The organism is Streptomyces flavovariabilis (genome assembly GCF_000725785.1).
GTDB lineage: Bacteria > Actinomycetota > Actinomycetes > Streptomycetales > Streptomycetaceae > Streptomyces > Streptomyces hawaiiensis.
Map to the genome: position 1 here is coordinate 639,930 of NZ_JNXD01000001.1, position 25,254 is coordinate 665,183.

24 protein-coding genes and 1 pseudogene are annotated in these 25,254 nt (G+C 71.7%); 8 read left to right on the top strand and 17 right to left on the bottom strand.

The features are described from left to right. The first annotated feature begins 152 nt into the window (after positions 1-152). Positions 153-2,204 (top strand): MDR family MFS transporter, encoded by a 2,052-nt coding sequence (locus tag IO24_RS0102830; protein WP_037667091.1) that lies wholly within the window; start codon positions 153-155, stop codon positions 2,202-2,204. A 4-nt stretch (positions 2,205-2,208) separates the two neighbouring features. Here the strand turns inward: IO24_RS0102830 and IO24_RS0102835 are convergent, their stop codons facing one another. Beyond that, entirely contained in the window at positions 2,209-2,700 is a 492-nt protein-coding gene (locus tag IO24_RS0102835) for a GNAT family N-acetyltransferase (RefSeq protein ID WP_031131387.1), read from the bottom strand. Positions 2,701-2,870: 170 nt separating this feature from the next. Here IO24_RS0102835 and IO24_RS0102840 point away from each other — a divergent pair, with 170 nt between their 5' ends. Further along, positions 2,871-3,578 (top strand): hypothetical protein, encoded by a 708-nt coding sequence (locus IO24_RS0102840; protein ID WP_031131388.1) that lies wholly within the window; start codon positions 2,871-2,873, stop codon positions 3,576-3,578. 4 nt (positions 3,579-3,582) lie between these two features. Beyond that, positions 3,583-4,197: a hypothetical protein gene (locus tag IO24_RS0102845; RefSeq protein WP_031131390.1), complete on the top strand. Its 615-nt coding sequence runs from the start codon at positions 3,583-3,585 to the stop codon at positions 4,195-4,197. Positions 4,198-4,216: 19 nt separating this feature from the next. Here IO24_RS0102845 and IO24_RS0102850 read toward each other — a convergent pair whose 3' ends face one another. Further along, positions 4,217-4,624 (bottom strand): DnaJ family domain-containing protein, encoded by a 408-nt coding sequence (locus tag IO24_RS0102850; protein ID WP_031131392.1) that lies wholly within the window; start codon positions 4,622-4,624, stop codon positions 4,217-4,219. Positions 4,625-4,721: 97 nt separating this feature from the next. Between IO24_RS0102850 and IO24_RS0102855 the strand changes: the two genes are divergently transcribed. After that, entirely contained in the window at positions 4,722-5,114 is a 393-nt protein-coding gene (locus IO24_RS0102855) for a hypothetical protein (protein WP_031131394.1), read from the top strand. Positions 5,115-5,159: 45 nt separating this feature from the next. Here IO24_RS0102855 and IO24_RS0102860 read toward each other — a convergent pair whose 3' ends face one another. Together IO24_RS0102860 and proP are read right to left on the bottom strand one after the other, a co-directional pair. Next, entirely contained in the window at positions 5,160-5,831 is a 672-nt protein-coding gene (locus IO24_RS0102860; RefSeq protein WP_031131396.1) for an O-methyltransferase, read from the bottom strand. A gap of 89 nt (positions 5,832-5,920) precedes the next feature. Beyond that, on the bottom strand, positions 5,921-7,270 hold the full coding sequence (gene proP, locus IO24_RS0102865; RefSeq protein ID WP_045295810.1) for a glycine betaine/L-proline transporter ProP: 1,350 nt from the start codon (positions 7,268-7,270) through the stop codon (positions 5,921-5,923). A 324-nt stretch (positions 7,271-7,594) separates the two neighbouring features. On the opposite strand from proP, the gene IO24_RS0102870 reads away from it, so the two are divergent. Further along, positions 7,595-9,658 carry a bifunctional glycosyltransferase 87/phosphatase PAP2 family protein gene (locus tag IO24_RS0102870; protein ID WP_037667099.1) on the top strand — a complete coding sequence of 688 codons (2,064 nt, stop codon included), beginning with the start codon at positions 7,595-7,597 and terminating at the stop codon, positions 9,656-9,658. Positions 9,659-9,694: 36 nt separating this feature from the next. On the opposite strand, the pseudogene IO24_RS44225 reads toward IO24_RS0102870, so the two are convergent. Together IO24_RS44225 and IO24_RS0102880 are read right to left on the bottom strand one after the other, a co-directional pair. After that, a pseudogene (locus IO24_RS44225) lies at positions 9,695-9,934 on the bottom strand (response regulator transcription factor); the annotation flags it as partial. 354 nt (positions 9,935-10,288) lie between these two features. Continuing rightward, positions 10,289-10,744: an ATP-binding protein gene (locus IO24_RS0102880; protein ID WP_031131404.1), complete on the bottom strand. Its 456-nt coding sequence runs from the start codon at positions 10,742-10,744 to the stop codon at positions 10,289-10,291. Positions 10,745-10,837: 93 nt separating this feature from the next. Here IO24_RS0102880 and IO24_RS0102885 point away from each other — a divergent pair, with 93 nt between their 5' ends. After that, positions 10,838-11,686: a helix-turn-helix domain-containing protein gene (locus IO24_RS0102885; RefSeq protein WP_031131406.1), complete on the top strand. Its 849-nt coding sequence runs from the start codon at positions 10,838-10,840 to the stop codon at positions 11,684-11,686. Then, complete coding sequence (locus tag IO24_RS0102890; protein ID WP_031131408.1) at positions 11,646-11,924, top strand: DUF397 domain-containing protein; 279 nt, start codon at positions 11,646-11,648, stop codon at positions 11,922-11,924. The genes IO24_RS0102885 and IO24_RS0102890 overlap by 41 nt, the downstream gene beginning before the upstream one ends. Here the strand turns inward: IO24_RS0102890 and IO24_RS0102895 are convergent. Next, positions 11,908-13,077 (bottom strand): steroid 3-ketoacyl-CoA thiolase, encoded by a 1,170-nt coding sequence (locus IO24_RS0102895; RefSeq protein WP_031131411.1) that lies wholly within the window; start codon positions 13,075-13,077, stop codon positions 11,908-11,910. The two genes, IO24_RS0102890 and IO24_RS0102895, sit on opposite strands and share 17 nt — an antisense overlap. A 218-nt stretch (positions 13,078-13,295) precedes the next feature. Between IO24_RS0102895 and IO24_RS0102900 the strand changes: the two genes are divergently transcribed. After that, positions 13,296-14,531 (top strand): cytochrome P450, encoded by a 1,236-nt coding sequence (locus IO24_RS0102900; RefSeq protein WP_031131412.1) that lies wholly within the window; start codon positions 13,296-13,298, stop codon positions 14,529-14,531. Between the two features lie 215 nt (positions 14,532-14,746). Here the strand turns inward: IO24_RS0102900 and IO24_RS0102905 are convergent, their stop codons facing one another. The 10 genes from IO24_RS0102905 to IO24_RS0102950 all read right to left on the bottom strand — a co-directional run bounded on the left by IO24_RS0102905 (position 14,747) and on the right by IO24_RS0102950 (position 25,145). After that, on the bottom strand, positions 14,747-15,595 hold the full coding sequence (locus IO24_RS0102905; protein WP_031131413.1) for an ECF transporter S component: 849 nt from the start codon (positions 15,593-15,595) through the stop codon (positions 14,747-14,749). Next, positions 15,592-17,247 (bottom strand): ABC transporter ATP-binding protein, encoded by a 1,656-nt coding sequence (locus IO24_RS0102910; protein WP_031131415.1) that lies wholly within the window; start codon positions 17,245-17,247, stop codon positions 15,592-15,594. Before IO24_RS0102910 ends, IO24_RS0102905 begins: the two co-directional genes overlap by 4 nt. Then, positions 17,244-18,335, bottom strand: a complete 1,092-nt coding sequence (locus tag IO24_RS0102915; RefSeq protein ID WP_031131417.1) for an energy-coupling factor transporter transmembrane component T — start codon at positions 18,333-18,335, stop codon at positions 17,244-17,246. Before IO24_RS0102915 ends, IO24_RS0102910 begins: the two co-directional genes overlap by 4 nt. Then, entirely contained in the window at positions 18,328-18,957 is a 630-nt protein-coding gene (locus IO24_RS0102920; RefSeq protein ID WP_031131419.1) for an SCO2322 family protein, read from the bottom strand. Before IO24_RS0102920 ends, IO24_RS0102915 begins: the two co-directional genes overlap by 8 nt. Further along, positions 18,954-20,162, bottom strand: a complete 1,209-nt coding sequence (locus IO24_RS0102925; RefSeq protein ID WP_031131421.1) for an SCO2321 family membrane protein — start codon at positions 20,160-20,162, stop codon at positions 18,954-18,956. The genes IO24_RS0102920 and IO24_RS0102925 overlap by 4 nt, the downstream gene beginning before the upstream one ends. A 406-nt stretch (positions 20,163-20,568) precedes the next feature. Next, positions 20,569-20,835, bottom strand: coding sequence for a hypothetical protein (locus IO24_RS44230; RefSeq protein ID WP_157851231.1), 267 nt, complete (start codon positions 20,833-20,835; stop codon positions 20,569-20,571). 166 nt (positions 20,836-21,001) lie between these two features. Next, complete coding sequence (locus IO24_RS40335) at positions 21,002-21,394, bottom strand: helix-turn-helix domain-containing protein (protein WP_051905841.1); 393 nt, start codon at positions 21,392-21,394, stop codon at positions 21,002-21,004. A 23-nt stretch (positions 21,395-21,417) separates the two neighbouring features. Continuing rightward, entirely contained in the window at positions 21,418-21,654 is a 237-nt protein-coding gene (locus IO24_RS0102940; RefSeq protein WP_031131427.1) for an acyl carrier protein, read from the bottom strand. Next, complete coding sequence (locus IO24_RS0102945; protein WP_031131429.1) at positions 21,647-23,284, bottom strand: amino acid adenylation domain-containing protein; 1,638 nt, start codon at positions 23,282-23,284, stop codon at positions 21,647-21,649. The genes IO24_RS0102940 and IO24_RS0102945 overlap by 8 nt, the downstream gene beginning before the upstream one ends. A 46-nt stretch (positions 23,285-23,330) precedes the next feature. Further along, positions 23,331-25,145 carry a 2-isopropylmalate synthase gene (locus IO24_RS0102950; protein WP_031131430.1) on the bottom strand — a complete coding sequence of 605 codons (1,815 nt, stop codon included), beginning with the start codon at positions 25,143-25,145 and terminating at the stop codon, positions 23,331-23,333. Positions 25,146-25,254: the final 109 nt, after the last annotated feature.

Below are 25,254 nucleotides of genomic sequence, written 5' to 3' on the forward strand. Positions count from 1 at the left end.
TCCCTCCCCTCGCGAACTCCAGAGATTATCCAGATCTTCTCCACAGTGCGGGCGAGGAGCCCCCGGAACCACGGCTTCCAAAAGGGCCCGGCGGGCCATAACAGGTCACAGCGGTCACGATGGAAAATGTCACAGGTGACTCGGGAGGTCTTATGGCCGGGGACGGGAACGCCACCACGCTGAAGCCCCAGGGCACGGACCCCGGGGAGCAGGTGCCGGGGAACGTCCTGGTCTCGATCGGAGCCCTGCTTCTCGGCATGCTGCTCGCCGCGCTCGACCAGACCATCGTGTCGACCGCGCTGCCCACGATCGTCAGTGATCTCGGTGGTCTGGATCACCTGTCCTGGGTGGTCACCGCGTATCTGCTGGCCGCGACCGCCGCCACCCCCCTGTGGGGCAAGCTCGGCGACCAGTACGGGCGCAAGAGGCTGTTCCAGACGGCGATCGTGATCTTCCTGATCGGGTCCGCGCTGTGCGGCGCCGCGCAGGACATGGCTCAGCTGATCGCGTTCCGGGCCCTGCAGGGCCTCGGCGGCGGCGGGCTGATCGTGCTGTCGATGGCGATCGTCGGCGATCTGGTGCCCCCTCGTGAACGCGGCCGCTACCAGGGGCTGTTCGGCGCCGTCTTCGGCGCGACCAGCGTGCTCGGACCGCTGCTCGGCGGGCTGTTCACCCAGCATCTGAGCTGGCGCTGGGTGTTCTACGTCAACCTGCCCGTCGGCGTCGTCGCGCTCGCGGTGATCGCGACCGTCCTGCACCTCCCGCGCAAGGCGCAACGGCACGTCATCGACTATCTCGGCACCTTCCTCATCGCCGCCGTCGCCACCTGCCTGGTGCTGGTCGCCTCGCTCGGCGGCACGACCTGGGCGTGGGGGTCCTGGCAGATCGTCGGCCTCGCGGTGCTGGGCGCCGTCCTCGCCGTCGGCTTCGTGGCCGTCGAGCGGCGGGCCGCCGAACCCGTGCTGCCGCTCAAGCTGTTCCGCGTGCGGACCTTCACGCTCGCCGCCGTGATCAGTTTCGTCGTCGGCTTCGCCATGTTCGGCGCCATGACCTATCTGCCGACCTTCCTCCAGGTCGTGCAGGGCATCAGCCCGACCATGTCCGGTGTGCACATGCTGCCGATGGTGCTGGGCCTGCTGCTGGCCTCGACCGCCTCCGGGCAGATCGTCAGCCGCACCGGCCGCTGGAAGGTGTTCCCGATCGCCGGCACCGGCATCACCACGCTCGGGCTGCTCCTGCTCCACCAGCTCGACGAGCACAGCTCCACCGCCGAGCTGAGCGGCTTCTTCTTCGTCTTCGGGCTCGGTCTCGGCCTGGTGATGCAGGTCCTCGTGCTCATCGTGCAGAACGCCGTCCCCTACGAGGATCTGGGCGTGGCCACCTCCGGCGCGACCTTCTTCCGCTCCATCGGCGCCTCGTTCGGCGTCGCCGTCTTCGGCACGGTCTTCGCCGGCCGGCTCGGCGACCAGCTCACCGACGCCTTCCGGGGCGCACAGCTCCCGCCCGGTGTCTCGGTGGGCACGCTGGAGGCCGACCCGCGCGGCATCGCCGCCCTGCCGCCCGGTCTGCGCCCGCAGGCCCTGCACGCCTACGCCGTCTCCATCACGGACGTCTTCCTGTACGCGGCCCCGGTCGCGCTCCTCGGCTTCGTGCTGGCCTGGTTCCTGAAGGAGGACCGGCTGCGCGGCTCGGTCACCGCGCCCGACGTCACCGAGACCCTGGCCAGCAACCCCGTCGAGCGGTCCTCGTACGACGAGGTGTGCCGCGCCCTGTCGGTGCTGGGCACCCGCGCGGGGCGGCGCGAGATCTACCGGAAGATCACCGCCCGGGCGGGCTACGACCTGCTGCCCGCGACGAGCTGGCTGCTGCTGCGGATGCGGCGCTACGGCTCCGTGGAGCCGGGTGTGCTGGCCGACGTCATGCCCGTGCCCCTGACCGTGGTCATGGAGGCCGCCCGGCAGGCCGAGGTGCGCCGCCTGGCCGTGCGCCGGGGCGTCGACATGCTGCTGACCGACCAGGGGCGCGAGGTCGCCGACCGGCTGGCCGAGGCCCGCGAGGCGTCTCTCGCCGAGCTGCTCGGCGACTGGTGGGGTCCCGACCGGCCGACCGACCTGGTGCGGCTCGTGCGGGAGCTGAACGGCGAACTGTGCGGATCCCGGCGGGAGCGGCCCTACGGCACGCGCTCCGCGCAGGAGCGGGTCTGAGGGTTCAGGCCAGTTCCCTGCTGAACCAGTGGTCCGCGTACGGGTCGTCGTTGTACGGCTCGGTCTCGGTGTAGCCGAGGCGCGCGTAGAGGGTGCGGGCCTCGACGAGGTCGCTGCGGGTGTCGAGGATCATCCGGGTGGCGCCGAGCGCGCGTGCGGCGCCCTCGGCGGCTCTGACCAGGAGCGGGGCGCCGCCCCGGCCGCGCATCGACGCGTGCAGGAACACCCGCTTGAGCTCGGCGGTCGCGGCGTCCAGCAGCCGTACGCCCGCGGTGCCGGCCGGCTCACCGCCGTACCGGGCGACCAGCAGCCGTCCCCGCGGCGGCGCGAGATCGGAACCCGGCTGGGCGGCGATCTCCCGCTCCAGCTCGCCCGGGTCGGTCCGGCGCCCCTCGTGCAGCAGATACCAGCGGTCGCTGACCTCGGTGTAGTACGCCCGCCACAGAGCGGCGGCGACAGGGGAGTCGTACGGTTCCGGGGCCACGGTCCACCTCATGAACCGCATTCTTCACAGGCGCCCCACCGGACGCGCAAGCGAATAGTTCCGGCCAGAGGTTCGCGGGCCGCGTGCGTCCGGACACCGTTTGGAAACGGGCTTCGGGGCTACCCGACGGGCGAACCGGCTCGCGAGGAGAGCCGGTTGGGCCGAGAACCCGGAAGGCATTCATGTCCACTGGCCTGATCATTGCTCTGATCGTGATCGCGGCGGTCGTCATCATCATCGCGGCCGTCATGACCCTGCGCGCCCGCGGGCCCCGGCGAGGCCCGAGCCTGAAGCGGCGCTTCGGGCCCGAGTACGACCGGGCCGTCGTCCGGCACGACGGTGACGCCAAAGCGGCCGAGCGCGAGCTGACCGAGCGCGTGCAGCGCCACGGCGACCTGCGCGAGCGGTCGCTGGAGCCGGCCCAGCGCGAGCAGTACGAGGCGCGCTGGACGGCCGCCCAGGAGCGGTTCGTCGACTCGCCGCGCGAGGCCGTCGCCGAGGCGGACCGGCTGCTCTCCGAGCTGGCCGGTGCCCGGGGCTTCCCGGACGGCGGGCAGTACGAGGAACAGCTGGCCGCGCTGTCCGTGCACCACGCCCACCACGTGGACGGCTACCGGCGCGTGCACCGCGCGGCGCATCTGCGCGCGGAGGACGCCCGTGACGGCGGCCAGGGTACGGAAGACATGCGTGAGGCCATGGTGGCGGCCCGCGCCCTGTTCGAGGAGCTGGTGAGGCCGGCCCGCCACGACGGCGGCCACACCGGCGGACGCCACGAGGAGGGACGGCACGACGGACACCACCGTGCCGGACTGAACGGCGGCCGCAAGGCTCAGGCCCGCGGCGGGCACATGCCGTGGGCGATCAACCGACGTCAGGCGAAGGAGAGTTGAGGCAATGACCGACATGACCCGACCGCCCGGCGACCACACGCCGGCCGCCCCGGACGCCCGTGGTGAGAGCGCCCTGGGCACCGGCCGCCGCCCGACCGCACCGGGCACAAACCACGACACCGCCCGAGGTCTGGAAACCGACCGCGGCACAGGCCGCGACCTGGACACGGACCGCGGAGTCCCGCACGGCACCGACGCGGACCGCGCCGCGGCGCACGGCACCGATGTGCCCGGCACCGGCCGGCACGGCACGGACTTGCACGGCACCGAAGCCCCCCGCGGCGACCACGGCACCGGACCCGACAAGGCCGGTTCCGCCAAGAACCGGTCCCACCTCATCGCCCACGACGAGTCCGACGAGCTCGGCTCGCAGTTGCAGCACGCCGTCGCCGGGTTCGTCGACGGGCCCCGGGCCGCCGTCGAGGAGGCCGACCACGTGCTGGAGGAGATAGCGGCCCGCTTCACCGAGGCCGTGACGCAGCGCCGTCGTACGCTGCGCCACTCCTGGCAGTCCGTCGAGGGCGGGGAGGGCAGGTCCGTCTCGTCCGCCGACACCGAGCAGCTCCGGCTGGCCCTGAAGGACTACCGCGAGCTGGCCGAACGGCTGCTGCACGTGTGAGCCGGGGCGAGTCCCCCGGTCACCGGTCCGCCCGGCGCTCCCGCCACTGCCGTACGACGTCCTCGACGTCGTACGGCTTCTTTCCCAGCGGGGGGCCGGGCGGCGGCTTGAACATCATGTCGCGGATCTTGGGATTGATCTCGTCGATGATCTTCCGGACGATCCGCTCCGAGGGGGCCGCGAGCGCGGCCTCCAGCGCGTCCTCCGCTTCCTTGCGCAGCGCCAGGGCCGGCGGGAGGACGGAGAAGCCCTCGCGGGCCAACTTCCGTTTGACCCACCATAGTTCGTCGTAGGCGCTCTCGACGTCGGGTGGGAGCGGTTTGCCCGCTCCGGGCAGCTGATCGAACTCCCCGCGCGCCTTCGCGTCACGGATCTGCTTGTCGACCCAGGACTCGAAGTCGACGCCTGGTGGCTTTCGCTCGGTCATGAGGCCATTGTGCCGGACACCGCGTGGCCGGGCGTTTTATCATGCGGCGGGCTCAAGGGTCTTGCAGCCTCACCGGGACATCTCAGGAGGAGCGCACGTGCTCGAACTCACCATGGCCACCGTCGCGGAGGCGGAGGCGGGCGCCACGGCCGGCATGCTCATGGCCGAAGCGCCCAGCGAGCCGGGTGCGGTACTGCGGGTGGGCCGCGACAAGTCCGTGTGCCGGCTGAGCACGCCGGACGACTGGCTGTTCGTCTCCCGTGTCCATCTGGAGTTCCTGTGCGGGCCGGAGGGGACCTGGCAGGTCACCTGGCTGCGCGGCTCCCAGCCCGACCCGTCCTCCGAAGTGCGGCTGACGGCGGGGGAGTACGCCCGGCCGCTCGCCTACGGCGGCACCGTCCCGCTGCCCAGAGGCGGCAGCGGCGAGATCATCATCCAGGACCGCACCGCGCCGCGCAGCGTCAACGTGGGCTTCTACCATGAGGTCTGACCCAGGGGCCGCACGCGGGTCGGCGTGAGGTCGCCCCCAGGAGCCTCACGCCAGCACGCGGGCCAGCGCGAATCCGTCGTAGCCCTTCATGCCCACCGTCTGGATCGCCGTGCCGCTCAGCCTCGGATGGCCGGCGATCAGCTCGATCGCGGTGCGGGTGCCCGTCACGTCCGGGGCTGTGCTGTCCGCGTCGACGACCCGGCCGCCCCGTACGACGTTGTCGAGGACGATCAGGCTGCCGGTGCTGGTGAGCTTGATCGCCCACTCCACGTAGTGCGGGTTGTTGGCCTTGTCGGCGTCGATGAAGACCAGGTCGAACGGGGGCGGGTTCTCGTCCGCCAGCTCGGGCAGCGACTCCAGGGCCGGGCCCACCCGCACCTCGACCAGCTTGTCCAGGCCGGCGCGGGCGATGTTGCGGACGGCGACCTCGGCGTGCCGGGGGTCGTACTCCAGGGAGACCAGCCGTCCGTCGGCGGGCAGGGCGCGGCCCAGCCAGATGGTGCTGTAGCCGCCGAGGGTGCCGATCTCCAGGATGTGGCGGGCGCCCTGGATCTGGGCGAGGAGCTGGAGGAGCTTGCCCTGGTTCCCGGCGACGTTGATGTGCGGAAGCCCGGCGGCGTCGCTGTCCCGCAGGGCGGCCGCCAGGGCTTCGTCGTCCGGGGCGAGGTGGGCGGTGAAGTAGGCGTCGACCTCGTCCCAGACGTGCGACTCGCTCATGCACCTCTACCTTTCGTCAGCATAGTTAGCGTCCCTAACTACTGGCGCTGATGAAGATAGTTGGTGCGCGGGCCGCTGTCAGCGGGATTTCACTCCGCGTGTCGGCCCGCCACCGAGGGGGCCGAGCCGGGCAGCGGGCGTCCGGCCGACTCCGCCATGCGCCACACCGCGAAACCGCCGATCACGGCCGCGGCCATCATGTAGTACGCGGGCATCATCATGTTCCCGGTGGCACCGATCAGGGCCGTGACCACCAGCGGGGTGGTGCCGCCGAACAGGGACACCGAGACGTTGAAGCCGATCGACAACGAGCCGTAGCGGACCTTCGTCGGGAACAGCGCCGGCAGCGCCGAGGGCATCGACGCCGTGAAGCAGACCAGCAGCATGCCGAGGGCGCCCATGCCGAGCGCGACCGCGAGGAGGCTGCCCTGACGGATCAGCAGCAGGGCCGGGACGGACAGCAGCAGGAAGCCCGCGCAGCCGGTGGCGATCACCGGGCGGCGGCCGACGCGATCGGTCAGCGCGCCGACGAAGGGCTGGGCGATCATCATCACGGCCATCACGCCGAGGACGACCAGCAGGCCGTGTGTCTCGTCGTAGTGGAGCTGACCGGTCAGATAGCTCGGCATGTACGACAGCAGCATGTAGTCGGTGACGTTGAAGACCAGCACCAGGCCGACGCAGAGCAGCAGCGCGCGCCACTGGCCGGTGACCATCTCGCGCAGCGGCGTCTTCGGGCGGTTGTTCTCGGCCTTCTCGGCCTCGGCCGCGAACGCCGGGGTCTCCTCCAGGCGCAGTCGCAGATAGAGGCCGATGATGCCCATCGGGCCGGCGATCAGGAACGGGATGCGCCAGCCCCAGGAGGTCAGGTCGTCGGCGGAGAGCAGGGCGGTCATGATCGTGACCAGGCCGGCGCCGCCGATGTAGCCGGCGAGCGTGCCGAATTCCAGCCAGCTGCCGAGGAAGCCGCGCCGTTTGTCGGGGGCGTACTCGGCGATGAACGTGGAGGCGCCCGCGTACTCGCCGCCGGTGGAGAAGCCCTGCACGAGGCGGGCCGCCAGGAGCAGGACCGGCGCGCCGACACCGATCGTCGCGTACGACGGGATCAGACCGATCGCGAAGGTGCCCGCCGCCATCATGATCATGGTGACGGCGAGGACCTTCTGGCGGCCGACGCGGTCGCCGAGCGGACCGAAGACCATGCCGCCGAGGGGGCGGACCAGGAAGGCCGCGGCGAAGGCGCCGAACGTGGACAGCAACTGGGCGGTGGGGTTGCCCGAGGGGAAGAAGACCTTGCCCAGGGTGACCGCGATGTAGCTGTAGACGCCGAAGTCGAACCACTCCATCGCGTTGCCCAGCGCGGCCGCCTTCACGGCGCGCTTGACGAGCGCGGGGTCGGTGACGGTGGGGTCGGGGGCCTTCGCTGTGCGGGTCTTCATGAGGGACGCCGGGGCGACGACTGAGGCAGTCGACAAGACTCGCTCGCCTACCTTTCGACGGGGACAGGGACGCGGTCCCGCGCGGCGGCGCTGTCGTACGGGCCGAAAGAGCGACGATAGGCGGATAAAGCCCGATCACGGGCCGTACGCCTTTCGTTGCAGGGGGCATCTAAATCCCGGCTACGCAGGCACGTCTGCCCGTCTGGGAGCGGTTCCCACGCGATCTTGATGTGATCCTTCTCGCGTCGCGAGAGGCAACCACGGGTCTCGCGCACTATCGTCAACCGGACGAAGGGGGCATACCGGGTAGAAGGTCGACGGGGCGTGGCGAACGCGGAGCGCAGCGGACGACCGGCGGAAGCCTTCGGAGCGACCGCCGTCGGCAGTACCCGCACACCCTCCCGCGCGCCGCTGCGCATGGCCTGTCTCGCGCTGTGGCTGATCGTCGCCGCCCTCGCCGCACGGCAGGTGACCGTCGTGCTCGGGACTCCGAGGGGCGAGCGGCTGACGGACCTGGAGACCTGGGTCGGGCCGAACGGCGTCCTGCATGTGAAGGGCTCGCTGTACGACTCGACCCGCTTCACGGGCACGCCCTTCGGCGGCCTCGTCCTCAAGCCCCTCACCCGTTCGGCCGAACAGGCCCTCGGCTGGGGCTGGACCTTCGGCACACTGCTGCTCGTCGTCGCCCTCGGCCTCATCGCCGCCCGTGCCCTGCCCCAGCCGGTCAGCCGCCGCACGGCACTGCTGGCCGCCCCCGTCGCCATCAGCCTGCTCATGCTGTCCCTGCCGGTCCGCAACACCCTGTGGCTCGGCCAGACCAGCATCATCCCGGTCCTGCTCGTCCTGCTCGGCTGCTTCGCCGCCCACGGCCAGCGGACGAGCGGCCTGCTCATCGGCGTCGCCGCGGCACTCCAGCCCACCCTGCTGCTCTTCACGCCCCTGCTGTGGTTCACCGGCCGCAGACGCGCCGCCCTCGCCACCGGCGTCACCTTCGCCGCCTGCACCGGGCTCGCCTGGGCGGCGATGCCGCACGACTCCCACCGCTACTGGGTGCACCACATGGCGGGCGCCGGCCTCGGCGGCCCGGCCGACGACCTCGCCAACCAGTCCCTGCACGGCGCCCTGCTCCGGCTCGGCCTGAACGGCCCCCTGGAGGTCGCACTCTTCCTGATCCTCGGCGCGGCCGTCGCCGTCCTGGCCCTGCGCCGGGCCGTGCGCTGCTTCCGCGACGGCCGGCTGCTGCTCGCCGTCGCGATCACCGGCTGCGCCGCGATCGTCGTCTCGCCCACGGCCTGGCAGCACCAGCTGCTGTGGGTGCTGCTCGCCGTCGCCGGGCGGGTCGGCAGACGTGCCCGTGACCGGTACGTATGGCCCGTCGCCGTCGTCCTGGTCATGACCCTGCCGAGCAGGATGCTGCTACCGGACATGCCGTCGCTGGACCCGCTGCGCACCAACCTCGTCCTGGTCGCCGCCCTCGCTGCCGCCACGGCCGTGCCGTTCCTGTCCCGCACCTCCCCGCACTACCAGTCACCGATCCCGACCGAGTACGCCCCCGCCGTCCCGGCCCGCTTCCGGCACATCCCGCTCGCGCCCTTCCTCGGCCGGGTCCTCACCCGACCGAACCTCCTCCTGGAGCTGCTCCTCATCCGGGTCACCTACGCCGCCTACTCCCAGGTCCGGCTCGCCGCCACCGGGGGCACCATCTCGGCCGGCCGCGCCGAGGCCGAGGAGAACGGCCGCCAGATCCTCGGCCTGGAACGCGCCCTGCACATCGACATCGAGCACTGGGCCAACCACACCGTCGTCACGATCGACTGGCTGCGGGACCTCTGCGACTTCTACTACGCGTCGCTGCACTTCATCGCCCCGTTGACCGTCCTCGCCCTTCTCTACTGGCGCCGCCCCGCCGACTACCGCTGGGCCCGCTCCGCCCTGGGCATCGCCACCCTGCTCGCCCTGGTCGGCTTCTGGCTCTACCCGCTGGCCCCGCCCCGGCTGATGCCGACGCTCGGCTACATCGACACCGTCCACGGCGTCCAGGACTTCTCCCAGCCCGACTACGGCACGCTCACCGCCCTGACCAACCAGTACGCGGCGATGCCGTCCCTGCACTTCGGCTGGTCGCTGTGGTGCGGCCTCGTCGTCGCCGTCCTGGCACGCCGGTGGTGGATCAGGGCACTGGGGCTGCTGCACCCGCTGTGCACCGCGTCCGCGATCGTCGCGACGGCGAACCACTGGGTGCTGGACGCGGTGGGCGGGGCCCTGGTGGTCGGGGCGGGATTCGGTCTCGTGTACGTCCTGACGGGGCCGCGGACGCCCACCGCCGATCCCCGGCAGGAGTCCCGGGCGGCGAAGGCGTGCACCGGCCGGTCGACGAATTCCGTCTGAAGGCCCAGCGTACGGGGGTGCGAGGGGCGCGGCCGGTCATCGCGACCGCTGTCCGCCCGGGGTCACGAGCCCCGATTCGTACGCCACCACGACCGCCTGTGCCCTGCTGCCCACATCCAGTTTGGTCATCGTGCGGTTCAGGTGCGTCTTGACGGTCGCCTCACTGACGTAGAGGAGGTCGGCGATCTCCGGGTTCGACAGGCCGCGTGCGATCAGCTTCAGGACCTCCAGTTCGCGGGACGTCAGCACATCCAGGTCGGCGGGTCGTTCGTCCGCGGTCCGGCGGGCGGGCGGGCTCAGCGCACCCGCGTAGATCCAGACCCCGCCCATCAGCGCGGCGCAGGGGAAGGAGACGCGCGGCGCTCTCAGGGCACCGAACGCTGCTCTCGCAGAGGAACTTGCCGCCCCACGGAGCTCCGAAGGAGCAGCGTCCATGGGAGCCGACTTCGGCCTATTTCGCCGGCCTGCGGAGGGGGCTCCTCCTCGGCGTGCACCGCGGTGCCCGATGCCGGTGCTGCTCCGCCCGCAGTGGCACGGTCGAAATCAAGGCCGCGATGGTGTGCCGTGCCCTGCGTGCCATGTGCGTTTCCCCCGAACTGCGGCTCGGTCGAGGCCGCTCGACAGGAAACGCTATGAGCGCGTGGACGGCGCGTCGTCAGCCCAGGGTTGACGGTCCGGGTAAACCTGAGCAGTAGGCGACGCGCATTCGAACCACACGGTCTTCCCGCCCCCGTGCCACGGCGACACGCCCCACTTGTCGGCCATCGCGTCGAGCAGGAGCAACCCCCGGCCGCCCTCCGCCTCCGGGTCCAACCGGTCCGAGGGGAACGGCAGTCGATCACTGCCGTCCGTCACCTCCACCCGTACGCCGGTGCGCTGCCGCAGCAACAGCAGCATGCATCGGCGGTCCGGGACGTGCCGCACGACATTGGCGAGCAGCTCGGTCACGCCCAGCTCCACGGCGTCGGACAGCTCGGGCATGCGCCACTCATCGAGGAAGGAGCGGACGATGCGGCGGATGTGGCGGGGGGCGTGCTCACCCACGGTGAGACGCATCGAGTACCGGGCGGGAAAGTATTCGTTCACGAGACGAGGCTGACGTGCGATGGCTACCCTCGGCTACGGAACGGATACAACCGGTCCCGTTGTGGGCCGAGTTGCATGAGAGGGGCTTCTGCCGTGACCCACATCAACGCCCTTGACCCGGGCGCGTCCCCGCTCGACTACTACGGCTTCGAGCTGCGACGCCACCGGGAGGCGGCCGGGCTGACCCAACGGCAGTTGGGGGACATCCTCAACTACACCGGCTCCCTGGTGGGCCAGATCGAGACGGCCAGGAAGCTCCCGACGCCGGAGTTCAGTGAACGGGCGGATGCGGCTCTGGGGACGGACGGTATGTTCTCCCGCCTCGTCGAGCTGGTGCTACGGAGTCGGCTTCCGGCGTGGTTCCAGCAGGTCGCGGAGCTGGAGGGGCGGGCGACGGAGATCAGCACCTTCCAGATGGGCATGGTGCACGGCCTGCTCCAGACTGATGCGTACGCGCGCGCCACTCTCGGTGCGCTGGATCAGACCGAACTCGACGACCGCACCGCCGTGTGCCTTGCCCGGCAGCGCATTTTCGAGAAGGGCGAGCCTCCGGTCCTTTGGATGGTCCTGAGTGAGGCCGCGCTGTACCAGGAGATCGGCGGCCCTGAGGCCATGCGAGGTCAACTGGAGCACCTGTTGCGCTTCGGCGCTGATCCCCGTATCAACGTCCAGGTGTTGCCCTTCTCGGCCGGAGAGCACGCGGGACTGACAGGCTCATTCACCCTCTTCCACTTCGAGAGCGGCCCGGCCATCGTCTACACCGAGGGCTACGGCAGCGGGCATCCGACCGCGAATCCGGACACCGTCAAGGACTGCTCGCTCCGTTACGATCATCTTCAGGCCGCCGCGCTCTCCCTCAGGGATTCGGCGGAGTTGATCCGGCGAGTGATGGAGGAACGCTATGGCGAGCAACGCGATACCGGCGGGGACTCAGTGGCGTAAGTCCAGCTACAGCAGCGATCAAGGCGGCGAATGCGTCGAATGCGCGCCGATCGGGGCCCTGGACTGGCGTAAGTCCAGTTACAGCGGCGACCAGGGCGGCCAGTGCCTCGAAGTCGCCGAAACCCCGCACGCCACCGTCGCCATACGCGACAGCAAGAACCCGGCGGGACCGATGCTCACGCTCGACCCCGCCGCGTTCACCACCTTCGTCGACTGGACGTCTACAGCCGCTGAATGATCGTGCCGGTGGCCAACCCGCCCCCCGCGCACATGGTGATCAGCGCGAACTCCTTGTCCGTGCGCTCCAGTTCATGAAGTGCCGTCGTGATGAGCCGGGCCCCGGTGGCTCCCACCGGGTGCCCGAGTGCGATGGCGCCGCCGTTGACGTTCACCTTCGACAGGTCCTGGTCGAAGACCCGCGTCCAGCTCAGCACCACGGACGCGAACGCCTCGTTGATCTCCACCACGTCGATGTCCCTGAGGGACATCCCAGCTTTCCCCAGTACCGCCCTGGTCGCGTCGATCGGGCCGTCGAGGTGGAAGTGGGGGTCGGACCCCACCAGCGCCTGGGCCACGATCCGGGCCCGGGGCCTCAGCTTCAGGGCGCGCGTCATCCGCTTCGACGCCCACATGATGGCCGACGCCCCGTCGGAGATCTGCGACGAGTTGCCGGCCGTATGCACCGCCGTCGGCATGATCGGCTTCAGGGAGGCCAGGGCCTCCGCCGTCGTGTCGCGCAGGCCCTCGTCCTTGTCGACCAGGCGCCACATGCCCTGTCCGGCGTGCTGCTCCTCCTCGGTCGTGGGGACCTGGACCGCGAACGTCTCCCGTTTGAAGCGCTCCTCAGCCCAGGCGTGGGCGGCCCGTTCCTGCGAGGCGAGGCCCAGGGCGTCGACGTGCTCGCGGGTCAGGCCCCGGTGGCGGGCGATGCGCTCGGCCGCCTCGAACTGGTTCGGCAGGTCCACGTTCCACTCGTCGGGGAACGGCTTGCCCGGCCCGTGCTTCGAGCCCGATCCCAGCGGCACCCGGGACATCGACTCCACCCCGCAGGAGATGCCGACGTCGATCACGCCCGCCGCGACCATGTTGGCCACCATGTGTGAGGCCTGCTGCGATGACCCGCACTGCGCGTCGACGGTCGTCGCGGCCGTCTCGTAGGGGAGCCCCATGGTCAGCCAGGCCGTGCGCGCGGGATTCATGGACTGCTCGCCGGCGTGGGTGACCGTACCGCCGACGATCTGCTCGACGCAGTCGGCGGGGATGCCGGTGCGGCCGAGGAGTTCGCGGTAGGTCTCGCCCAGGAGGTAGGCGGGATGCAGGTTGGCGAGCGCGCCGCCGCGCTTGCCGATCGGGGTGCGTACGGCTTCGACGATCACGGGTTCGGCAGCCATGGGTGCGGGTCCTCTCCGGGAGGCTCAGCGGAACTAGTACGCGTTCTAGTTCTGTGAGTAGTGTGCTGAGGGCCGCTCGGTGACCGCAATAGTCATGCGGGCAATTGGCGGGCCCGTGCCTCTTGCTACTTGTAGAACCCGTTACTACCGTCACCGCAACTCCGCACAGCTGATGGGTCGTCAGACCTCAGAGTCGGTACGAGTGGTGGGAGCCGCCCATGCCCTGTCCCGCGCTGCCCGACGGGTTCGACTTCACCGACCCCGACCTGCTGCACCACCGCGTGCCGCTGCCGGAGTTCGCCGACCTGCGCCGGACCGAACCGGTGTGCTGGGTGGCACAGCCGGCCGGTCTCGCCGGCTTCCAGGACGAGGGCTACTGGGCGGTCACCCGGTACGCCGACGTCAAGTACGTCTCCACGCACCCGGAGTTGTTCTCGTCGACCCTCAACACGGCGATCATCCGCTTCAACGAGCACATCGAGCGCGACGCCATCGACGCGCAGCGGCTGATCCTGCTGAACATGGACCCGCCGGAGCACACCCGGGTCCGGCAGATCGTGCAGCGCGGCTTCACCCCCCGGGCGATCCGGGCGCTGGAGGACCGGCTGCGGGCGCGGGCCCACTCCATCGTCGAATCCGCCCGCGCGCACACCGGGCCGTTCGACTTCGTCACCCAGGTCGCCTGCGAACTGCCCCTCCAGGCGATCGCCGAGCTGATGGGCGTGGAGCAGGAGGACCGGGACAAGATCTTCGACTGGTCCAACAAGATGATCGCGTACGACGATCCCGAGTACGCCATCACCGAGGAGGTCGGCGCCGAGTCGGCCACGGAGATCATCGCCTACGCGATGAACATGGCCGCCGACCGCAAGCAGTGCCCGGCCCGCGACATCGTCACCCAGCTCGTCGCGGCGGAGGACGAGGGCAACCTCAGCTCCGACGAGTTCGGCTTCTTCGTGCTGATGCTGGCCGTCGCGGGCAACGAGACCACCCGCAACGCCATCACCCACGGCATGCACGCCTTCCTCACCCACCCCGAACAGTGGGAGCTGTACAAGAGCGACCGGCCGGAGACGGCGGCCGAGGAGATCGTGCGCTGGGCGACGCCGGTCGCCGCCTTCCAGCGCACGGCCACCCAGGACACCGAACTCGGCGGCAAGCGCATCCGCAAGGGCGACCGGCTCGGGTTGTTCTACGCCTCGGCCAACCACGACCCCGAGGTCTTCGACGACCCGGACGCCTTCGACGTCACCCGCGATCCCAACCCGCACCTCGGTTTCGGCGGCGGCGGTCCGCACTACTGCCTGGGCAAGTCCCTCGCCGTACTGGAGATCAACCTCATCTTCAACGCGATCGCCGACGCCATGCCCGGCCTGAAGCTGGTCGGTGAGCCGCGCCGGCTGCGGTCGGCGTGGATCAACGGGGTGAAGGAGCTTCCGGTGAGCACGGGCTGAAACAGCCGACGGTCATGGCGAAGGCGACGGCCCCGGGGATCAGGGGGCCGCCGCCTTCGGTCTGTGGGGTGGCTCCACGGAAACAGCCGCGCTCGATGCGTGCAACGACCCCTCTTACTAGGCCCGGCCGCAGGTCCCGTCCGGATCGCCGCCTGTGACCGGGCCCTCGGCCATACGGCCCGGCTTCGTATGTGCCGCGGGTCACGTGGGCAGCCTCACTTCCCGGCGGCGTCGAACGTGACCGGCGTCTCGAACGCCGCCCGGCGGGTGGCCCGGCGCAGCGCCCGGAGCACCGCCGCGCCGAGGGTGAGTGTCAGGACGACCGTGACGACGGCCCGGCCCAGATCCCAGCCGAGCGACGTGGCCAGGCAGTACGCCACGAAACGGGCCAGGTTCGCAGCGACCGGCGCGTGCGGGTCGAAGGCCACGTTCGAGGCGAGGGCGCTCATGAACGGCCAGCCCGCCATGTTCATCACCGTGCCGTAGGCGAACGCGGCGAGGAAGCCGTAGCCGGCGAGCATCGCGAGTTCGGCCCGGCCGCGCAGCCGGTCCGGCCCGGGCAGCAGGCCCGCACCCATCGCGAACCAGCCCATCGCCAGCATCTGGAACGGCAGCCACGGCCCGACCCCGCCGGTGAGCAGCGCGGACGCGAACATGGTCACCGAACCGAGGACGAACCCGAACCCCGGGCCCAGCACCCGGCCGCTCAGCACCATCAGGAAGAACATCGGCTCGATACCGGCGGTACCGGCGCCGATCGGCCGCAGAGCCGCTCCCGTGGCGGCCAGCACGCCCAGCATCGCGACCGCCTTCGGGCCGAGACCGGACTCCGAGATCGCCGCGGCCACGACCGCCACGAGCAGCACCAGCAGGCCCGCGAACAGCCAGGGGGCGTCCTGCGCGTGCGCGCTGAGCCGCGAGGTGGGCGGGGCGAGGAAGGGCCAGGTGAACCCGGCGACTCCCACCGCGCTGACCAGGGCCAGGGCGGTGAGCGAGCGGGGGCCGAGGCGGACGGCCCGGGCCTGCCTCTGGGTGGACGCGCGGGTGGTCGCCCACGGGCTCATCGGCCGGTCTCCTGAAGGGCCGCGCGGACCTGGGTGACCGTGAGCCATTGCCGGGGCGCCAAGATCTTGGTGACCTGCGGGGCGAAGGACGGCGAGGAGACCACGACGTCGGCCGTCGGGCCGTCCGCGATCACCTCTCCGTCGGCCAGCAGCACCACCCGGTGGGCGATCTCGGCCGCGAGCTCCACGTCGTGCGTGGCCAGGACGATGGCGTGCCCCTCGGCGGCCAGCGCGCGCAGCACCGCGACCAGCCGGGCCTTCGCCGCGTAGTCCAGGCCACGGGTCGGCTCGTCCAGCAGGAGCAGCGGGGGCCGGGCGGTCAGCACGACGGCCAGGGCGAGCGCGAGCCGCTGCCCTTCGGAGAGGTCGCGGGGATGGGTGTCGTCGGTGACGCCGGGCAGCAGCTCGGTGACCAGGGCCCGGCAGGTGCCGGGGGACGCGCCGGCGTCCTGGTCGGCCGCCGCGCACTCGGCGGCGACGGTGTCGGCGTAGAGCAGGTCGCGAGGCTCCTGAGGGACGAGGCCGACCTTGCGGACGAGGTCCTTCGGTGCGGTGCGGTGGGGTGTGGCCTCGCCTAGATGGACGGTTCCGGAGCTGGGCTTGATGAGGCCGACCAGAGTGTTGAGCAGGGTGGATTTTCCGGCGCCGTTGCGGCCCATGAGGGCGATGGTCTCGCCGGGGGTGATGGTGAGGTCGATGTGGCTCAGGGCCTGGATGCGGCCGCGGAGTACTGAGAGGGCTCGTACTTCGCCTGTGGGGGTGGGTTGTGCGGATCGTTCGCGGGTGCGGGTCGTCTGTGGCTTGTCGCGCAGTTCCCCGCGCCCCTCACCAGGGGCGTTGTCCAGCTCTTGCTTCAGAAGTCCTGCCTTGCGGCGGGCGTCTCGGACCGTCAGGGGGAGCGGGGTCCAGCCCGCCAGGCGGCCCAGGGCCACCACCGGTGGGTACACCGGGGACACGGCCATCACCTCGGCCGGGGGGCCCACGGTCGGGGCCGCGCCCGGGCCGGGCAGCAGGACGACCTGGTCGGCGTACTGGATGACGCGTTCCAGGCGGTGTTCGGCCATGAGGACCGTCGTGCCGAGGTCGTGCACGAGCCGCTGGAGGACGGCCAGGACCTCCTCGGCGGCCGCCGGGTCGAGCGCGGAGGTCGGCTCGTCCAGGACGAGGACGCTCGGGTGCGGGGTGAGGACCGAGCCGATCGCGACGCGCTGCTGCTGGCCGCCGGAGAGCGTGGCGATCGGCCGGTCGCGGAGGTCGGCGAGGCCGAGCAGGTCGAGTGTCTCCTCGACGCGGCGCCGCATCACGTCCGGGGCGATGCCCAGCGACTCCATGCCGTAGGCGAGTTCGTCCTCGACGGTGTCGGTGACGAAGTGGGAGATCGGGTCCTGGCCGACCGTGCCCACGACGTCGGCCAGTTCGCGCGGCTTGTGGGTGCGGGTGTCGCGGCCGGCGACCGTGACCCGGCCGCGCAGGGTGCCCCCGGTGAAGTGCGGGACGAGTCCGCTGACCGCGCCCAGGACGGTGGACTTGCCGACCCCGGACGGGCCCGCCAGCAGCACGAGTTCGCCTTCCGGGACCTCGAAGTCGATGCCCCGGACGGTGGGTTCGGCGGCACCGTCGTAGGTCACGGAGACATCCTCGAAGCGGATCACGACGGCTCCTTGGGATCGGGGGCGACGAACGCGGGCAGCAGGCCGAGGAGTACGGCAGCGGCCGGCCAGAGGGGGAGGGTGGGAGCGACCAGGGGGACCACGCCCGGGTGCAGGGCCGCGGGGTCACGGGCCGCGGCGAGGGCGAGCAGGGCCGCCACCGCGACGCCGGAGGCGACGACCAGCCAGGCGCGCACGTCCCAGCGGTCCGGCCGGTAACGGGTGCGGAGGGACCGGCGGCCGCCGAGTCTGAGGCCCGCGAGGGCGGCGGTGAGACCCGCCAGGAGCACGGGGATGCCGTACGCGGCGCCTTCGGCCGTGAGGAGGCCGTACGTTCCCGCGCAGACGCCGAGCAGACCGCCGAGGGTGAGGGCGGCGGTGGTACGGCGGACGGCGGGCGCGACCTGCGCGGTCCGGCCGTAGCCGCGGGCGTCCATCGCGGCGGCGAGGGAGACGGAGCGCTCCAGCGCGCCCTCCAGGACCGGCAGGCCCACCTGCAGCAGGCCCCTGACCCCCTTGTCCGGGCGCCCGCGCAGGCGGCGGGCGGCGCGCAGGCGCTGGACGTCGGCGATGAGACTCGGGGCGAAGGTGAGGGCGACGACGACCGCGACGCCCATCTCGTACAGGGCGCCCGGAAGGGACTTGAGGAGGCGGGAGGGGTTGGCGAGGGCGTTCGCGGCGCCCACGCAGATGAGGAGGGTGGCCAGCCGCAGACCGTCGTACAGGGCGAAGGTGAGGGCTTCCGCGGTCACCTCGCCGCCGAGGCGGATGCCCTGGGCCCAGGCGGGGAGGGGGACTTCGGGGAGCGTGAGGAGGGTGTGTGTGCCGGGGACGGGGGAACCGAGGACGGTCGCGAAGAGCAGACGGATGAGGATCACGGCGAGGGCGAGTTTGACGAAGGCGCCGTAGGAGCGGGACCAGGGGGTGTCCGGGCGGCGGGTGGCCACGACGTACGCGGAGACCGTGATGAGGAGGGCGAGGAGCAGGGGATTGGTGGTGCGGGTGGCCGCCGTGCCGAGGGACAGCGCCCAGAGCCACCAGGCGCCGGGGTGCAGTTGTGCCCGGTGCCGGCGCCCGGTGCCGCTACCCACGCCGTCGTACCTGCCAGATGGCCGCCCCGCCCAGCAGCACCACCACGGCGACACCCGCCAGCAGGCCCAGGGACGGGCCGTCGTCGGAGGGGGTGCTCTTCTCCGCCGCCGGCTTCTGGTTCGCCTTCGATGAGACCTGTTCGCCGCAGCCCTTCTCCGGATAGCCCGAGATCGCGCACAGCAGGGCGTTGGTGTCGTAGCGCAGCGGCTTGGCCACCGCCGCCAGGGCCTCGGCCGTCGTCGCGTCGGGGGAGACCCGTGCGCAGGCCGTGCGGGCGGCGGGCGGGGTCTCGCCGCCGGGGGCGTCCGACGGTGTGCCGAAGTCGATGACCAGGGCCACCCGCTTCCTGCCGTCCTGCGCGGGCGTCTTCGCGCAGATCGTCGCGAAGCCTGCCTTGCCGCGCGGCCGGGTCGCGTCCGCCGAGTCCTCGCTCACCGCGAAGCGGAAGCCCTGGACGTCGCCGTCCGAGGGGCGGGCCAGGGACGGGCCCTGGGTGGCGTAGACCCAGTGGCCGGCGTCGCGCTCCCAGAACGACCAGTACCGGTAACCGGCGGCCTGGGCCTGGCCCGCGCCCGCGCCCAGCAGCGAGGCCAGGAGGAGGAGAACGGCCCGGCGGATCACAGCTGCCGCTGCTTCTTGCGGCCGGTGAACAGGAACCCGATGCCGATTCCGGCGACGAGGCAGATGCCGACGTACCACCAGAGCCCGAAGAAGTCCGAGCCGGAGTCCTCCTTCTCGTCCGAGGCCTTGGTCTCCCCGGCTGTCTGCGGGGCCGGGCCCGTCGCGTTGAGCTGCTTGACGAGGTCCGCGCCGCCGAAGTCACGCGGGTCCGTGCCCGTCGCGTGGGCGGCGAAGATCAGCTGGGCGTAGGCGGCCGGACCGCTCTGCGCGGCCCAGGACGCGGAGCTCTTCTCCAGCCACCGCACGGACTTCTCCGCCTGCGCGGTGTCCCCCCGCGCGGCGAGCGCGACGACCGCGTCGGCGGTGTTGCCGTAGTCGGGCTGGGGCTCGGCACCGGCCAGGGCGGACATGAGGTGGTCGTCGTCCTCGGCGAGGGCGGAGGTGAGGTAGCTCGCGCCGTTCGCCGCCGCCTGCTGCGGCGTTGCCGCCTTCGCGCAGGTCGCGTCGGACTGCTCACCGGGCTTGACGACCATGCCCCTGCCCAGCGCGCCCAGCACACCCGCCGCCGTGGCGTCCGCGTTGGCGGCGAGCTCCCCCTTCTTGTCCGGCTGGAACGCGAAGGCGCCATCACCGTCCCCGCCGCAGGGCAGGGCGAGCTTCAGCAGCGCGTCGTAGGGCGACTTGCCGTCCTTCTCGACCCCGTCCGGCTTCTCGCCCGCGGCGGCGAGCGCGCCGATGACGATCGACGTCGAGTTGGTGTCGCTGGCCCCGCCGGGCGAGTAGCCCCAGCCGCCGTCCTCGTTCTGTACGGACTTCAGCCAGCCGACGGCCTTGCCGGTGGTGTCGTCGTGCCCGCCGAGCGCGGTGAGGGCCTGCACGGCGGCGGACGTGGCGTTGGTGTCCAGCATCGTCTTGGCGTCGCACGCGGTGGCGGGGTCGGGGCGGTAGGAGGCGAAGCCGCCGTCCGCGCACTGCTGGCGCACCAGCCACTGCACGGACTTCGCCGCCGGCTTCACACCCACGGTGTCCTGCGCGAGCAGCGCGAGCGACTGGCGCCAGACGCCGTCGAACTTGGGGTCCTTGTCGCCGTACAGGGCGGAGGGGAGCGCCTGGGAGGGCGACGGGGACGGGTCTGCGGCGGCCGGGGTGGCGGCGCCGATCACGGCGACGGCGGCCAGGACCGCGGCGCTGCGGCGGACGTTCATGATCGGCGGGTGCCTCTCCCTGTGGGGGAGCCGGGCAGCACGGGCACCCCCGGGCGGCTCGGCTCCGTATACCTCGACGGTGCCGTGCACCGGCGGGCTGCCGGGCACGTGAGCCGGTCACGAAACCGTACGAAGCGATCCGGCTCACCGCCGCGTGGGCGGTTCACGGTTGCGGGTCAGCGCCGGAATTGCACCGGCTTCTCCCCGTACGGTGTGATGACGACCTGCTTACTGTACCTGGGCGTGGAGAACCGGCCGAGGGGGCCGGCTCGGGTGGCCTTGTATCGCCTTGTGCCGGCGGGGGTGCCGGGGCGCCGGCCGGGCCGCCGAGGCGTGGCGGACGAGGCGATCACTGCTCTCGCCGACGGCATCGAGCGCCGGGCATCCGAAGACGGCGGCTGGGCGTTCACGGTTTCCACCAGGCATATCGGCGGCACCCGCGCCCGTTCACCACGATCAGCAACGGGGCCGTCGAGCGGACCCGCGAGGAGCCGCCGGCCCACCCGCCGAGGACGCCGCGCCCGAGGCCCAGCCCGGGCCGGAGCCCGAGGAGCCGGCCGGTGAGACGGCCGTCCTCGAGGACCCGGCGCATCCGGAAGAGGACGAGCAGCCCCCGGCCGACGAGCCCCCGCCCGAGAAGCCGACGCCGGCCACGATGGCCGAACCCTCCCATCGTCGAAGCCGCGACGGCCGCCCCTCGCATCCACTGATCACTCGGCCCGGCCCTTTCTGGGCCGGGCCGCCCGCATTCCCCAAGACGGCATCGTCACCCCGACCGTCGAGACCCCCACCGAACGGCACCCGCACGGCGGAAGCAGCCCAGCGGCCTGTCGTCGACGTCAGGCGGACTGCCGGAGTCCATGGGAGGGGAGGGCGGACAGGGAAGGCGCCGAACCACCGCGGCCGCACCCATTGAGGACCTCCCAGGCGAACCCGACGATGCCGGCCTGGAGTCGCGACTCCACCTGTAATTTGGCCAGGATCTGGGCCACATGGGCCTTCGCGGTTCGCTCGGTGATGGCAAGTCGGGCGGCGATGGTCCGGTTCGACGCCCCCTTCGCCAGCAGACGGAAGACGTCGAGCTCGCGGTCGGACAGCTGCTGCACCCGGGCTATGGCCGCATCCCAGGCACCATCGTGCGTCAGGACCGCCGGCCGGTCGGTGGCGAGTTGTCCGTCGGTTGCCAGACGGGGGACCCAGACGGGCGGGCTCAGGATCTCTGTGCTGCTCATTGCGGTTTCAGGGCTCCTCGTGGCTATGCCGTGGGCTTCGCCGCGAGCACGGACTCGACGTACGCGGCGATCGCGGTGACGGTGGGGACGCGGAAGAGCTGGTCTATCGGTACCTCGACGCCGAGTTCGGCGGTGATGCCGCGCTGGATGCGCATCATGGCCAGTGAGTGACCGCCGAGGACGAAGAAGTCGTCGTCGTCGGAGAACTCCTCCAGCCGCAGCTCGCTGCTCCACATGTCGCGGATCTTCGTCTTAGTCATGTGAGGGTTCCCTTTCAGCGCTGTACGTCCGCAGGTGGCCGGCCGCCCGCGCGGCGAGCGCCCGGAGGTCGGTCTTGCCGTTCGGGTTGAGGGGGAAGGAGTCCACCGGGACGAGGCGCTGGGGCACCATGTTCCGGGGCATGACCTGCAAGAGCTCGGCACGCAGGGCCTGTCCGTCGAACTCGTCCGACGGGCCGGGTCCTGCGGGTACGACGTACGCGACCAGCACCGTCTCCGCGCCGGGCCCCCCGTCGTCGTCCCGGACCGCCACGACGACCGCGTCGGAGACGCTCGGGTCGGCGCGCAGTTGGTGCTCGACGTCCCCGAGCTCGATCCGCATCCCGTGGATCTTCACCTGGGCGTCGGTGCGGCCCACGACGACGAGGCCGTCCTGTGCGGTCAGCCGGCCCCGGTCGCCGGTGCGGTAGATACGCACCGGGCCGGTGGGCGTGGCCAGCTCGGTGAACCGCTCCCGGCCGGCCCCGTCACCGCCGAGGTAGCCGGCCCCCACGCCCAGCCCGGAGATGCAGATCTCGCCGGTCTCACCGTCCGGCACCGGCCTCCCCTCCTCGTCGAGGATGTGGATCACGGTGTTGTCCACGGGCGTGCCCACCGGGGCCGGGCCGCCCTCGTGGCGAGCGAAGTCGGTGAGTAGGTGCGCGGTCGCGACGTCGGTGCACTCGGCCACCCCGTACTGGTGCCACAGGGCGGTGGTGTTGCCCTCTTGTTCGGCCCAGTCCCGGACCCGGACCGCGTTCAGCGGCTCGCCGCCGATGAAGACGTGGTCGACGCCGGTGAGGGCGTCGGTGCCGAGCGCTTGCTCCTGCTCGATGAGCAGGTAGAGAGTGCTCGGCGCGCAGTGCAGGGTCTTCACCCCGTATTCCGCGATCAGGCGGTACGCCATCGCCGGGTCGAAGGCGCGGCTGGGCAGCAGATGGATCGGCGCGCCTGTGAACAACGGTGCCATCAGGGCACGCTGACTGATGTCGAAGCCGAACGAGCTGACGGTCAGGCCGCTGGACCGCGTGCCGAGGCCGTGTGCCGTGCGCAGCCAGTGCAGCAGGTTGTACCAGCCCTCGTGACGTACCGCTGTCGCCTTGGGTGTGCCGGTCGAGCCAGAGGTGTAGACGACATAGCAGAGGTCGTCGCCGGTGAGTGGCACGTCCGGGTCGGCCGACGGCAGGTCCACCGGCTCACCGGCCAGCTCCCGGGCGGTTTCCTCTGCCACCAGCAGTTTGGCGCCCTCCCGGCCGGCCGGCTCGGCGGTGGCCGAGGACGCCACGACATGACCGAGCTGATCGAGCTGCCCGGTCATCAGCCGCAGCCGGTCCGCCGGGTAGGCGGGGTCGAGCGGCACGTAGGCGGCCCCGGACTTCAGGACTCCGAGGATGGCGGCCATCAGCTCGGGGCTCCGGTCGAGGCAGACGCCGACGAGTGAACCGGGCCCGACGCCCTCGGCGATGAGGCGGTGCGCGAAGCGGTTGGCGCGTGCGTTCAGCTCGGCGAAGGTGAGGGTGCTCGCCCCGCAGGTCAGGGCGGTGCTGTCGGGGCGACTGCGGGCGTGTGCCTCGAACTCGCGGTGTACCAGGGGCGTTTGGGGCAGCGGCTGGATCAGGCCGGCCAAGGGCATGCGGTCTCTCCTCATGAAGGGGGCTCGGGACGGGCGGGGCGCCGGGTCAGGCGTGAACGCGGTTGATTGCGGATACGACCGCCTGGAGCTCGGCACCGTCCGGCCGGTCGGCGATGGCCGCGCCCCACCAGGTCCGCCCGGTGGCCGACAGCTGCCCGTACGCTGCGGTGCGCGGCGTCGTGCGGGAGGCCGGTCCCGCCGTGGCGCGGGGGCGCTCGGCACCGGTGAGCGGGTGCTGGGTCAGCGTGAGCAGTTCGGCGGGGATGCCGGCAGCCGTGAGAGCACGGGTGAACGCGGTGGCCGGGTCGGCGCCGCTGCCCAGAAGGGCCAGTTCGGTCCCGCCGCGTACCGTGACCAGGGCCCGCAGGCCGGTGCCCGCCGGGCCGTGCGACACCTCGTAGTCCTTGAGCGTCAGGTACGGGTCCGCGGGCTCCAGGTACTCCGTACTGAAGATCTCCCACAGCCGCCGGGAGTTCACTTCCGTTCCGTCGCGGTCGGCCGCCCGCTGCACGTGTTCGGCCAGCTCCCGGCTCAGTGCGCGCGGCAGGTCGAGGCCGTAGGAGCCGCGCAGCACGTGGGCGATCCCGCCCCGGCCGGACTGGCTGTTGACGCGGACGACCGCCTCGTAGTCGCGTCCGACGTCCTTGGGGTCGATCGGCAGGTACGGCACCTGCCAGGCGGTCCGGGACTCCGGCTCGTCGGCCTCCTCGGCACGCCGGGCCATCGCCCGCAGCCCTTTGGAGATCGCGTCCTGGTGGGTGCCGGAGAAGGCGGTATAGACGAGGTCGCCGGCGTACGGGTGCCGGGCGGGCACGGGCATCTGGTTCGCGGCCTCCACGGTCCGCCGGATGCCGTCGATGTCGGAGAAGTCCAGCTGCGGGTCGACGCCCTGGCTGAACAGGTTGAGCGCGAGGGTGGCGAGGCAGACGTTGCCGGTGCGCTCGCCGTTGCCGAACAGGGTGCCCTCGATCCGGTCGGCCCCCGCCAGCACGGCCAGTTCGGCGGAGGCGACGGCAGTGCCACGGTCGTTGTGCGGATGCACGGACAGGATGATCGACTCGCGTCGCTCCAGGTTGCGGTGCATCCACTCGACCTGGTCCGCGAAGACGTGCGGGTGGTCGGTCTCCACCGTGGTGGGCAGGTTGAGGGTCACGGGTCTGTCCGGGGCGGCGTCCCACAGGGCGGCGACGGTGTTCGACAGGCCGAGGACGTACTCCGGCTCGGTGATGTTGAAGGTCTCCGGCGAGTACTCGAAGCGGAATCGGGTGCGGCCGGCCGCGTCGGCGCGGCGCAGTACGTGCTCCGCCGCCGTGACCGCCATCCGTTCGACGTCGGTGGTGGTCATCTGGAACACCACCTCCCGCCACAGGCAGGCGGTGGCGTGGCACAGGTGCACCATCGCCCGGTCCGCGCCTTCGATCGCCTCGAAGGTGCGGTCGATCAGCTCGGGGCGCGCCGGGGTGAAGACGCTGACGGTGACGTCGTCCGGGATCCGGTCCCGGGTGATCAGCTCGCGCAGGAAGGAGAAGTCGGCCTCGCTGGCGGAGGGGTATCCGACTTCGATGTCCTTGAACCCCATCCGCACCAGCAGGTCGAAGAGCATGGTCTTGCGCTGGATGTCCATGGGGTTGGCCAGGGACTGGTTGCCGTCGCGGAGGTCGACCGAGGCCCACAGCGGGGCGCGGTCCGCGGTACGGCCGGGCCAGTCGCGGCGGTCCGGGACCTGTACCGCCGGAGTGCGGCGGTAGCGGCGGAACGGCATGGTGGAGCCGCGCTGGGCGTTCCACCACGGCTGGTCCGGGCCGGCCGGCCCGGACGGGGGGACGAGGCGGGGCAGTGGCGACAAGTGCGTTTCGGACATGGCTGCCCTCCAGGGGGTCGGAAGGTTCATTCGTGGCGCGCGTCCTGGCCTGTGGCACGCCGGGGAGTGCGCTCGTCCGGCCCGGACCGGGGGCATGAGACGGAAGGCG

Excerpts from the sequence above, each read along its gene's own strand:
- IO24_RS0102925 (WP_031131421.1), bottom strand. The coding sequence starts at position 20,162 with ATGAACGTCCGCCGCAGCGCCGCGGTCCTGGCCGCCGTCGCCGTGATC.
- IO24_RS44230 (WP_157851231.1), bottom strand. The coding sequence starts at position 20,835 with ATGGGAGGGTTCGGCCATCGTGGCCGGCGTCGGCTTCTCGGGCGGGGG.
- proP (WP_045295810.1), bottom strand. The coding sequence starts at position 7,270 with ATGAAGACCCGCACAGCGAAGGCCCCCGACCCCACCGTCACCGACCCC.
- IO24_RS0102840 (WP_031131388.1), top strand. The coding sequence starts at position 2,871 with ATGTCCACTGGCCTGATCATTGCTCTGATCGTGATCGCGGCGGTCGTC.
- IO24_RS0102895 (WP_031131411.1), bottom strand. The coding sequence starts at position 13,077 with ATGGCTGCCGAACCCGTGATCGTCGAAGCCGTACGCACCCCGATCGGC.
- IO24_RS40335 (WP_051905841.1), bottom strand. The coding sequence starts at position 21,394 with ATGAGCAGCACAGAGATCCTGAGCCCGCCCGTCTGGGTCCCCCGTCTG.
- IO24_RS0102940 (WP_031131427.1), bottom strand. The coding sequence starts at position 21,654 with ATGACTAAGACGAAGATCCGCGACATGTGGAGCAGCGAGCTGCGGCTG.
- IO24_RS0102860 (WP_031131396.1), bottom strand. The coding sequence starts at position 5,831 with ATGAGCGAGTCGCACGTCTGGGACGAGGTCGACGCCTACTTCACCGCC.
- IO24_RS0102890 (WP_031131408.1), top strand. The coding sequence starts at position 11,646 with ATGGCGAGCAACGCGATACCGGCGGGGACTCAGTGGCGTAAGTCCAGC.
- IO24_RS0102835 (WP_031131387.1), bottom strand. The coding sequence starts at position 2,700 with ATGAGGTGGACCGTGGCCCCGGAACCGTACGACTCCCCTGTCGCCGCC.
- IO24_RS0102950 (WP_031131430.1), bottom strand. The coding sequence starts at position 25,145 with ATGTCCGAAACGCACTTGTCGCCACTGCCCCGCCTCGTCCCCCCGTCC.
- IO24_RS0102905 (WP_031131413.1), bottom strand. The coding sequence starts at position 15,595 with ATGAGCCCGTGGGCGACCACCCGCGCGTCCACCCAGAGGCAGGCCCGG.
- IO24_RS0102845 (WP_031131390.1), top strand. The coding sequence starts at position 3,583 with ATGACCGACATGACCCGACCGCCCGGCGACCACACGCCGGCCGCCCCG.
- IO24_RS0102945 (WP_031131429.1), bottom strand. The coding sequence starts at position 23,284 with ATGCCCTTGGCCGGCCTGATCCAGCCGCTGCCCCAAACGCCCCTGGTA.
- IO24_RS0102900 (WP_031131412.1), top strand. The coding sequence starts at position 13,296 with ATGCCCTGTCCCGCGCTGCCCGACGGGTTCGACTTCACCGACCCCGAC.
- IO24_RS0102830 (WP_037667091.1), top strand. The coding sequence starts at position 153 with ATGGCCGGGGACGGGAACGCCACCACGCTGAAGCCCCAGGGCACGGAC.
- IO24_RS0102850 (WP_031131392.1), bottom strand. The coding sequence starts at position 4,624 with ATGACCGAGCGAAAGCCACCAGGCGTCGACTTCGAGTCCTGGGTCGAC.